The organism is Nonlabens dokdonensis, assembly GCF_002162835.1.
Classification (GTDB): domain Bacteria; phylum Bacteroidota; class Bacteroidia; order Flavobacteriales; family Flavobacteriaceae; genus Nonlabens; species Nonlabens dokdonensis_B.
In genome coordinates this window covers 1-9,364 of record NZ_MAAX01000211.1, presented here as the reverse complement: position 1 = coordinate 9,364, position 9,364 = coordinate 1, and the positions used below count along the sequence as shown (strand labels likewise).

The 9,364-nt window shown below is 36.4% G+C and carries 12 protein-coding genes, 5 tRNA genes and 1 pseudogene; all 18 read left to right on the top strand.

Annotated features, from left to right (window positions below):
• Positions 1-692 (top strand): helix-hairpin-helix domain-containing protein (locus tag A9Q93_RS14185; RefSeq protein WP_303688051.1); only part of this gene is annotated, 692 nt, incomplete at its 5' end.
• Positions 693-771: 79 nt separating this feature from the next.
• Entirely contained in the window at positions 772-1,941 is a 1,170-nt protein-coding gene (locus tag A9Q93_RS14180) for an acyl-CoA dehydrogenase family protein (RefSeq protein ID WP_303688050.1), read from the top strand.
• Positions 1,942-2,057: 116 nt separating this feature from the next.
• Positions 2,058-2,252: a 30S ribosomal protein S21 gene (rpsU, locus tag A9Q93_RS14175; RefSeq protein ID WP_015362693.1), complete on the top strand. Its 195-nt coding sequence runs from the start codon at positions 2,058-2,060 to the stop codon at positions 2,250-2,252.
• Positions 2,253-2,320: 68 nt separating this feature from the next.
• The gene (locus A9Q93_RS14170) at positions 2,321-3,208 is read left to right on the top strand and encodes a tyrosine-type recombinase/integrase (protein WP_303688049.1); all 888 of its coding nucleotides are present in this window, start codon (positions 2,321-2,323) and stop codon (positions 3,206-3,208) included.
• A 15-nt stretch (positions 3,209-3,223) separates the two neighbouring features.
• Positions 3,224-3,523 carry a ribosome-associated translation inhibitor RaiA gene (raiA, locus tag A9Q93_RS14165; protein WP_015362695.1) on the top strand — a complete coding sequence of 100 codons (300 nt, stop codon included), beginning with the start codon at positions 3,224-3,226 and terminating at the stop codon, positions 3,521-3,523.
• 98 nt (positions 3,524-3,621) lie between these two features.
• Positions 3,622-3,695 (top strand) — tRNA-Thr (locus tag A9Q93_RS14160).
• A 31-nt stretch (positions 3,696-3,726) separates the two neighbouring features.
• Positions 3,727-3,807 (top strand) — tRNA-Tyr (locus A9Q93_RS14155).
• A gap of 67 nt (positions 3,808-3,874) precedes the next feature.
• Positions 3,875-3,947, top strand: a tRNA-Gly gene (locus A9Q93_RS14150).
• Between the two features lie 65 nt (positions 3,948-4,012).
• A tRNA-Thr gene (locus A9Q93_RS14145) sits at positions 4,013-4,084 on the top strand.
• Between the two features lie 114 nt (positions 4,085-4,198).
• A complete protein-coding gene (tuf, locus tag A9Q93_RS14140; protein ID WP_303688048.1) occupies positions 4,199-5,386 on the top strand; it encodes an elongation factor Tu in 1,188 nt (395 codons plus the stop codon).
• 92 nt (positions 5,387-5,478) lie between these two features.
• Positions 5,479-5,551: transfer RNA gene (locus A9Q93_RS14135), tRNA-Trp, on the top strand.
• Positions 5,552-5,621: 70 nt separating this feature from the next.
• Entirely contained in the window at positions 5,622-5,819 is a 198-nt protein-coding gene (gene secE / locus A9Q93_RS14130) for a preprotein translocase subunit SecE (protein WP_303688047.1), read from the top strand.
• A gap of 10 nt (positions 5,820-5,829) precedes the next feature.
• On the top strand, positions 5,830-6,384 hold the full coding sequence (gene nusG / locus A9Q93_RS14125; RefSeq protein WP_303688046.1) for a transcription termination/antitermination protein NusG: 555 nt from the start codon (positions 5,830-5,832) through the stop codon (positions 6,382-6,384).
• A 75-nt stretch (positions 6,385-6,459) separates the two neighbouring features.
• Positions 6,460-6,900 (top strand): 50S ribosomal protein L11, encoded by a 441-nt coding sequence (gene rplK, locus A9Q93_RS14120; RefSeq protein WP_303688045.1) that lies wholly within the window; start codon positions 6,460-6,462, stop codon positions 6,898-6,900.
• Between the two features lie 11 nt (positions 6,901-6,911).
• Positions 6,912-7,610, top strand: a complete 699-nt coding sequence (gene rplA, locus A9Q93_RS14115) for a 50S ribosomal protein L1 (RefSeq protein ID WP_303688044.1) — start codon at positions 6,912-6,914, stop codon at positions 7,608-7,610.
• Positions 7,611-7,621: 11 nt separating this feature from the next.
• The gene (rplJ, locus tag A9Q93_RS14110) at positions 7,622-8,143 is read left to right on the top strand and encodes a 50S ribosomal protein L10 (protein ID WP_303688043.1); all 522 of its coding nucleotides are present in this window, start codon (positions 7,622-7,624) and stop codon (positions 8,141-8,143) included.
• A gap of 49 nt (positions 8,144-8,192) precedes the next feature.
• Positions 8,193-8,567 carry a 50S ribosomal protein L7/L12 gene (gene rplL, locus A9Q93_RS14105; protein WP_303688042.1) on the top strand — a complete coding sequence of 125 codons (375 nt, stop codon included), beginning with the start codon at positions 8,193-8,195 and terminating at the stop codon, positions 8,565-8,567.
• A 124-nt stretch (positions 8,568-8,691) separates the two neighbouring features.
• Positions 8,692-9,364: pseudogene (gene rpoB, locus A9Q93_RS14100) on the top strand (DNA-directed RNA polymerase subunit beta); the annotation flags it as partial.

The window sequence follows — 9,364 nt, the reverse complement described above, 5'->3', positions numbered from 1 at the left end:
TAGCAACTGTTCAGCAAAAAAGGCGGGATACAATTTATCCATTCAATCCAAATTACATCACAGATTATAGAGGTTATAAATTAGGACTGAGTATGGAAGAGATCGATCGAGTGCACCGCTTTCGCGAAAGCGGAAAATGGATAAACTCAAAAAAAGACTTTCAACGTATAACTCAGGTTAATGACCGGTGGCTGGATAGCATATCTCCTTACTTTAAATTTCCAGAATGGGTGACTAATCCTAAGAAGTCATATACGAGTAACTACAAGTCTTTTAAAGATCGAAAAGTTGTTGCAAAAGATATTAATACAGCGAGTCAAGACGAGCTTAAAAAAGTTTACGGTATAGGACCAGCACTTTCTGGTCGGATTTTAAAAGAACGAGAACGACTTAAGGGCTTTATTGATATCTCTCAGGTAAGAGGAGTCTACGGTTTAACAGACTCTACCATGGTAGAACTCAAGAAACATTTCTTTGTAACTCCACCTGCGAGTTTTAAGAAGATAGCTCTTAATACTGCTAGCGAGGAAGAGTTGTTATCTATTCCATACTTTAACGACTATCTTGTAGAGAAACTTATAGAACAAAGAACTTTAAGAGATGGGTTTAAAAGCTGGGATAAAGTCTTGTTAACATCGAGGTTTCCACAAGAAAAATTACCCTTAATTCAGCTATATTTGACATTAAATTAATAATTACAGTTTTTACTGAGAATATCGCATTTAAAAAGGTCTTTTAAATGCATTTTAATAAATTACTATAAACTTATTTATGTATTCAAAATATTTTACTGAGGAGCATGATGCCTTTAGACAAAGTTTCAGAGATTTTTTAAAGAAGGAAGCAGTTCCACATATTGACCGATGGGAAGAAACGGGACAAATTGATCGCGAAATCTTTCAGAAAATGGGAGAGATGGGATATTTCGGGCTGTATTATCCTGAAGAGTATGGAGGCCTAGATTTAGACTTCTTCTATACGGTTATTTTTCTAGAAGAGATGCAACGTATTAACTCTGGAGGTTTTGCAGCTGCAATGTGGGTTCAGGCATTTTTAGGAGCGCAACATTTACTTAAAGAAGGTGATGAGCGCATAAAGCAGGAATACCTAGTGCCTACACTTACAGGTGAGAAGATAGGTTGTTTAGGTATCACAGAACCCTTTGGTGGAAGTGATGTTGCAGGTATGAGAACTACAGCTGTGAAAGATGGAGATCATTATATTATTAATGGCTCTAAAACCTTTATCACAAATGGTGTTTACAGTGATTACTTAGTTATAGCAGCCAAAACGGATGTCGAAGCAAAGGGTAGAGGGATTTCCATATTTGTCATGGACCGTGATACGCCAGGTATAAGCGCCACAAAATTGAACAAATTAGGTTGGAGAGCTAGTGATACAGGTGAAATAGGTTTTGATAACGTGCGTATCCCTGCAGAGAATTTAATGGGTGAAGAAGGAAAAGGATTCCCTTATATTATGCAACATTTTGCACTTGAGAGATTAATAATGGGTATAAACTCGCACGCTCGAGCAGAGTTTGCGTTAGAATATACCATAGGTTATATGAAAGAGCGTACAGCCTTTGGTAAATCTCTAGATAAGTATCAGGCGTTGCGTCACAACCTGGCAGATATGATGAGCGAGGTAGAAATGGCAAAATGTTTCAATTATGCGATTGCAGAAGAATTAGACAAAGGTCTGTACCCAGTTAAAGAAGCGAGCATGTCAAAACTTGTTACCACTAAAATTGCTGATGAAGTTATTTATAAGTGTTTACAGTATTTAGGAGGCTATGGTTATATCGAGGAATATCCACTGGCTAGAATGTGGAGAGATAGCCGTTTAGGCCCTATAGGAGGTGGAACAAGTGAGATCATGAGAGAAATCATTGCAAAAATGACTCTTGATGGTAAAGACTATAAGCCAGCCGCTAAGTAGCTTATCAGTTATGCTTTCGCGAAAGCGAGAACAAAATAATTTTAATACAAATAAAACTTTGAGATTGCAAAATAAAATGTATTTTTGCCGTCCCAAAGAAAGGAGGTGATGACACTATGTTAATAATACCAGTTAAAGACGGAGAAAATATCGATAGAGCCCTAAAGCGTTTCAAAAGAAAATTTGATCGTACAGGGAAGATGCGTGAACTACGTAGAAGACAGCAGTTTACTAAACCATCTGTTGCAAAACGTGCTCAAAACATTAAAGCAGCCTACATTCAAGGATTGCGTGACGCAGAGAACATCTAGATAATTTCTATCTAAAATATGTAACCGCTAGTTGTAAATTTATACATTTACAACTAGCGGTTTTTTTTATGGATTTAAATTCTTACATAGATTATCTAGAGCTCGAGAAACATTATTCTTCCCATACTATAATGGCTTATAAGAAAGATTTATTAAGTTTTATGAATTACTTAATGGATGAGGAAGTCTTATCTGTAGATGAGGTTAATTATAGTATTATAAGAGGATGGGTAACTTTATTGTTAGAAGATGGAGTGTCAAATCGTTCAGTTAATCGCAAGATGGCTGCTATAAAATCTTACTTTAAATTTTTACTTAAAACAGGCACGATTACCTCAAATCCTACTGCAGCTTATAAAAGTTTAAAAGTTGGTAAAAAAATTCAGATACCGTTTTCATCAGATGAAGTGTTAAAGCTTCTTAATACGCCATATGATGAGTCTGATTATATCCAATCTAGAGATTTTTTGATTATTGAATTATTTTATGCTACAGGAATACGGAGAGAAGAGTTGATAAATCTTAAACTAGCAGATGTAGATTTATCTAATAAAGTTATAAAAGTATTAGGTAAAAGAAAAAAAGAAAGAATAGTACCGCTAGTAGATACATTGATTACTCATTTTGAGAAATTTTTCTTGTTAAGAAAAAAGATTGCTTCTTCTCAAATAGAATATTTATTCCTGACTTCAAATGGTGATAAAGTTTATCCAAGTCTTGTTTATCGAGTTATAAAAACTTATTTTAGTAGAGTCTCTTTGAAAGTAAAAATCAGTCCTCATGTTTTGCGGCATACGTTTGCCACACATTTATTAGATAAAGGAGCAGATTTAAATGCAGTAAAAGAGCTTTTGGGACACGCAAGTTTATCCTCTACACAAATTTATACTCATTCAAGTATGGCTATGTTAAAAGGAGTTTATAAGACTGCGCATCCTAGGTCAAAAAATAATTAACCTAAATACTACATTATGAAAGTAAACACACAAGCAGTAAATTTTGATGCAGATGCAAAGCTGATTGATTTCATTCAAAAACGGTTAGATAAATTAGAGCAGTTTTATAATAAGATAATTAATGCTGATGTATATCTTAAGGTTCAGAAGACCTCTGCTCCAGAAAATAAAATTACTGAGATAAGACTTTTTGTGCCAGGAGATGATATGGTGGTTAAAAAAACATGTAAGACATTTGAGCAATGTGTCGATGAATGTGCGGCAGCATTAGAGCGTCAACTGAAAAAAAGAAAAGAAAAATTATCAGCACACTAAAAAAAAATAATAAAAATATTTGTGCAATTAAAAAATAGGCTTACATTTGCAGTCCGTTAGAAATAGCGGACTTTTTTTTGACGAAAAAGTTAAAGATTGCCGATGTAGCTCAGCTGGCTAGAGCAGCTGATTTGTAATCAGCAGGTCGTGGGTTCGAGTCCCTCCATCGGCTCTTTTAAATACGAAGTTCTTTATGGACTTTTGGGGAGATACTCAAGCGGCCAACGAGGACGGACTGTAACTCCGTTGGGAAACCTTCGCAGGTTCGAATCCTGCTCTCCCCACAGAATATTATCTGAAAAGATAATTTGAAATATTGAATACCTTTTAGTTGTAAAAAGCTAATAAAATGCGAGAGTAGCTCAGTTGGTAGAGCGTCAGCCTTCCAAGCTGAATGTCGCCAGTTCGAACCTGGTCTCTCGCTCTAAATTAAACTCTATTTTTATTGAGTTTAAAGTCATGATTGTCTTTTCCTTGTTAAAGGGTTTTGCCGGTGTAGCTCAGGGGTAGAGCGTTTCCTTGGTAAGGAAGAGGTCACGAGTTCAAATCTCGTCATTGGCTCATAAATAAAAATAGGTCTCATTTGAGGCCATTACTAGTATAGACTGATTTGGTTTTAGCTCCGTATCTGTCTCTTTTAAATTGAAACACTAATATAAATTAAGATTTTAAGTTATGGCTAAAGAAACGTACGATCGTTCGAAACCTCACCTTAATGTAGGTACAATTGGTCACGTTGACCACGGTAAAACAACACTTACCGCTGCAATTACTAAAGTGCTTGCTGATGCTGGTTTTTCTAATGCAACAAGTTTTGACCAAATTGATAACGCTCCAGAAGAAAAAGAGCGTGGTATTACAATTAACTCTTCTCACGTAGAGTATCAAACACAAAACAGACACTACGCACACGTAGATTGTCCTGGTCACGCCGATTATGTAAAGAACATGGTTACTGGTGCTGCTCAAATGGATGGTGCTATACTTGTTGTTGCTGCGACTGATGGTCCTATGCCACAAACGCGTGAGCACATATTACTTGGTCGTCAGGTAGGTATACCTCGTATCGTTGTTTTCCTTAACAAAGTGGATATGGTTGATGATGAGGAGCTACTTGAGTTAGTGGATATGGAAGTCCGTGATTTATTGAGTTTCTATGAGTACGATGGTGATAATGGTCCTGTTGTTTCAGGTTCTGCTTTAGGTGCTCTTAATGGAGAGCAAAAATGGGTTGATACAGTATTGGAATTAATGCAAGCTGTCGATGATTGGATCGAAGAGCCGGTAAGAGATATGGATAAGCCATTCTTGATGCCTATTGAAGATGTATTCTCTATTACAGGTCGTGGTACTGTTGCAACTGGACGTATTGAAACTGGTGTTGCTAATACAGGTGATCCAGTAGAAATTATCGGTATGGGTGCAGAGAAGTTAACATCTACTATTACTGGTATTGAAATGTTCCGTCAGATTCTTGATAGAGGTGAAGCTGGTGATAATGCAGGTATCTTATTAAGAGGTATTGAGAAGTCACAGATTTCTAGAGGTATGGTTATTACAAAGCCAGGATCTGTAACTCCTCATGCAAAATTTAAAGCTGAGGTTTATATCTTGAAGAAAGAGGAAGGTGGACGTCATACTCCATTTCATAATAACTATCGTCCTCAGTTTTACGTACGTACAACTGATGTTACAGGAAACATTGCTCTTCCTGATGGAGTAGAGATGGTAATGCCTGGTGATAACCTTACAATTACTGTTGAATTGATTCAGCCTATCGCATTAAACTTAGGTTTACGTTTTGCAATCCGTGAGGGTGGTAGAACAGTAGGTGCTGGTCAAGTAACTGAAATTTTAGATTAATTTCTGAATTAATAACTTAAGTATCCTGTCTTTTTTTAGATAGGATACTTTCCCTATATATAGAGTATAGGTAGCATTCATATGAATGTTATGCGGGCTTAGCTCAGTTGGTAGAGCACTGGTCTCCAAAACCAGGTGTCGTGAGTTCGAGTCTCTCAGCCCGTGCATTTTAATATATTCTTTTTCTGTTGTAGTATAAATTATTTCTGGTAAAAGAGTTCTGAATAATAAGAATATGAGTTTAATAACATACGTTAAGGAGTCTTATAACGAGTTGACAAATCACGTGACATGGCCTACTTGGGAAGAAACGCAAAAGTTGACTGTTACTGTGGCTGTTTTTTCAATTATTTTTGCACTTATTATAGCAGGAATTGATTATGTGTTTAGTACAGCAATTGAAAATTATTTTAATTGGGTTAAGCCGCAATAATTAGTTGATTATGTCAGAAGAGAAGGATTTAATGAAGTGGTATGTTGTTCGTTCTGTAAGTGGTCAAGAGAACAAAATAAAGGATTATATTGAGTCAGAAATTGCTCATCATAATCTCAGTGATTACTTAAAAAACATCTTGGTTCCAACTGAAAAGGTTGTTCAAATTAGAGATGGTAAAAAGTATAATAAGGAGAAAGTTTACTTTCCTGGTTATATAATGGTTCAGGCAAGGTTAGAAGGAGAAGTTCCTCATATAATTAAATCTGTTAATGGAGTAATAGGTTTTTTGGGAGAAACTAAGGGTGGTGATCCTGTACCTCTAAGAAGGTCCGAGGTAAACCGTATGTTAGGTAAGGTTGACGAACTAGCAGAGCAAACAGATAATATTGCGATACCTTACAAGGCAGGAGAAACTATTAAAGTAGTGGACGGTCCTTTTAATGGTTTCAATGGGACTATTGAAAAGGTTAACGAAGAAAAGCGTAAGCTTGAAGTTATGGTTAAGATTTTTGGCCGTAAAACTCCTTTGGAGTTAAGCTACATGCAAGTTGAGAAAGTATAATATAAATGTTACAGTTTATAGTTGATATATAAGGCTTCCACTTTATTATCATCAAAATAAATGAAATAATTAGAAATGGCTAAAGAAGTATCTAAGGTTGTAAAATTACAAGTTAGAGGTGGTGCTGCAAACCCATCGCCTCCGGTAGGACCTGCTCTTGGTGCTGCTGGTGTTAATATCATGGAGTTCTGTAAGCAGTTTAATGCTAGGACCCAAGATAAAGCTGGTAAAGTTTTACCGGTTGCTATTACAGTATATAAGGATAAGTCCTTTGATTTCGTAATAAAAACTCCACCTGCAGCAGTTCAAATCCTTGAAGCGGTAAAGCTTAAGGGTGGTAGTGGTGAACCTAATAGAAAGAAAGTTGGAACTATATCTTGGGATCAAATTAGATTGATTGCAGAAGATAAGATGCCAGACCTCAATGCCTTTACAGTTGATAGCGCTATGCGAATGGTTGCTGGAACTGCTAGGTCAATGGGTGTGAATGTTAAAGGTGGCGATGCACCTGCTTAAAACTTGTAACAATGGCTAAATTGACAAAAAATCAAAAGGAGAGTCAAGCTAAGGTGGATAGGTCTACGACCTACACTGTAGCTGATGCTTCTAAATTAGTAAAAGAAATTACTACTACTAAGTTTGACGCTTCTGTAGATCTTGCAGTTAGATTAAATGTAGATCCACGTAAAGCAAATCAAATGGTACGTGGTGTGGTAACTCTTCCTCACGGAACCGGTAAAGATGTAAAAGTGTTAGCTTTAGTAACTCCTGATAAGGAAGAAGAAGCTAAGAATGCTGGTGCAGATTATGTAGGTCTAAATGAATATTTAGAAAAAATTAAAGGTGGATGGACTGATGTGGACGTTATTATTACTATGCCTAGTGTCATGGGTAAATTAGGTCCTTTAGGTAGAGTATTAGGTCCTCGTGGTCTTATGCCTAATCCTAAAACCGGAACTGTTACTATGGATGTTGCTAAAGCGGTAACTGAAGTTAAAGCAGGTAAAATCGACTTTAAGGTTGATAAAACTGGTATCATCCATGCAGCAGTAGGAAAAGCATCTTTTGATGCTGAGAAAATTGCTGGTAATGCAAGAGAATTAATTAACACGCTAGTTAAGTTAAAACCTACAACGTCTAAAGGTATTTACATTAAAAGTATCTTCATGTCTAGTACTATGAGTCCTAGTATTGAAATAGACGCTAAACGTTTTGCAGAAGACTAAAAATCTAGATCATGACAAGAGAACAAAAAGCAAATGTTATTCAAGATTTGACGGCTACGTTAAGCGAGAATTCAACTATATATTTAGCGGACATATCGGGATTAAATGCCCAAGATACATCTAATTTACGTAGAGCTTGTTTTAAAGCTAATGTGAAGATGTCTGTAGTTAAAAATACACTTCTTTCTAAAGCTATGGAGGCTTCAGAAAAGGATTTTGGTGAGCTTCCTGAATTGCTTAAAGGAAATACTTCTATAATGCTTTCAGAAGTGGCAAACGCTCCAGCAAAGGTTATTGAAAATTTCCGTAAGAAATCCGAGAAGCCTGTATTGAAAGGCGCATACATTGAAGAAGCAATTTACGTAGGTGATGATCAGGTTCAGGCGTTGAGTAATATCAAGTCTAAAGAAGAAATGATCGGTGAGATTATTGGCTTGTTACAAAGCCCTGCTAAGAATGTTGTTTCTGCACTTAAATCAGGTGGTGGGAAAATAGCAGGTATTCTTAAAACACTTTCAGAAAGAGAGCAATAAAACTAGTACGCAAACAATTATTTATAAATTTTATTAAAACGATAGAAAAATGGCAGATTTAAAAGATTTCGCAGAGCAGTTAGTAAACTTAACTGTAAAAGAAGTAAACGAATTAGCAGACATCCTTAAGGATGAGTATGGTATTGAGCCAGCAGCAGCGGCAGCTGTTATGGCAGGACCAGCTGCAGGTGGTGGAGACGCTGCTGAAGAGCAAACAGAATTTGATGTAATCCTTAAAGCACCAGGTGGCGCTAAGCTAGCTGTTGTTAAACTTGTGAAAGAGCTTACAGGAGCAGGATTGAAAGACGCAAAAGCTTTAGTTGATGATGCACCATCTCCTATTAAGGAAGGTGTTTCTAAGGACGAAGCGGAAGCACTTAAAGCTCAGCTAGAAGAAGCTGGAGCTGAGGTTGAGTTGAAGTAATTCTTCTTAATCATACACTATCGGTTTAGACCTGTGAGCAAGGCTCACAGGGCTAGACCATTTTGCGTATAAAGATGAGACGTCGTCGATAACGCTTTTTTTAATAATTTAATACCGTGCATTGATGCTAGCAACAAACACAGAAAGAATTAATTTTTCAACGGTAACTAACAAGGCAGAATATCCTGACCTGCTGGATATCCAAATTAAATCCTTTCAGGACTTTTTTCAGTTAGAGACTAAATCTGACAAGAGAGAAGTAGAAGGTTTGTATAATACCTTCATGGAGAATTTCCCAATAACTGATACTCGTAATCAGTTCGTATTGGAATTCCTTGATTATTTCGTAGATCCTCCTAGATACTCTATTCAAGAATGTATTGAACGTGGTCTAACTTACAGCGTACCTCTTAAATCGCGCTTAAAACTATATTGTACTGATCCAGAACACGAAGATTTTGAAACTATTGTTCAAGATGTGTACTTAGGTACAATTCCTTACATGACTCCATCAGGTACTTTTTGTATTAATGGTGCTGAGCGTGTTGTAGTTTCTCAATTGCATAGATCACCTGGTGTTTTCTTCGGGCAATCTTTCCACGCAAATGGAACTAAACTTTATTCTGCACGTGTAATTCCTTTTAAAGGTTCATGGATAGAATTTGCGACAGATATAAATAGCGTTATGTACGCTTATATTGATCGTAAGAAAAAATTACCTGTAACAACATTATTTAGAGCAATAGGCTTTGAAAGAGATAAAGATATCTTAGGAATCTTTGATCTTGCTGAAGAAG

Excerpts from the sequence above, each read along its gene's own strand:
- A9Q93_RS14180 (WP_303688050.1), top strand. The coding sequence starts at position 772 with ATGTATTCAAAATATTTTACTGAGGAGCATGATGCCTTTAGACAAAGT.
- rpsU (WP_015362693.1), top strand. The coding sequence starts at position 2,058 with ATGTTAATAATACCAGTTAAAGACGGAGAAAATATCGATAGAGCCCTA.
- A9Q93_RS14170 (WP_303688049.1), top strand. The coding sequence starts at position 2,321 with ATGGATTTAAATTCTTACATAGATTATCTAGAGCTCGAGAAACATTAT.
- raiA (WP_015362695.1), top strand. The coding sequence starts at position 3,224 with ATGAAAGTAAACACACAAGCAGTAAATTTTGATGCAGATGCAAAGCTG.
- tuf (WP_303688048.1), top strand. The coding sequence starts at position 4,199 with ATGGCTAAAGAAACGTACGATCGTTCGAAACCTCACCTTAATGTAGGT.
- secE (WP_303688047.1), top strand. The coding sequence starts at position 5,622 with ATGAGTTTAATAACATACGTTAAGGAGTCTTATAACGAGTTGACAAAT.
- nusG (WP_303688046.1), top strand. The coding sequence starts at position 5,830 with ATGTCAGAAGAGAAGGATTTAATGAAGTGGTATGTTGTTCGTTCTGTA.
- rplK (WP_303688045.1), top strand. The coding sequence starts at position 6,460 with ATGGCTAAAGAAGTATCTAAGGTTGTAAAATTACAAGTTAGAGGTGGT.
- rplA (WP_303688044.1), top strand. The coding sequence starts at position 6,912 with ATGGCTAAATTGACAAAAAATCAAAAGGAGAGTCAAGCTAAGGTGGAT.
- rplJ (WP_303688043.1), top strand. The coding sequence starts at position 7,622 with ATGACAAGAGAACAAAAAGCAAATGTTATTCAAGATTTGACGGCTACG.
- rplL (WP_303688042.1), top strand. The coding sequence starts at position 8,193 with ATGGCAGATTTAAAAGATTTCGCAGAGCAGTTAGTAAACTTAACTGTA.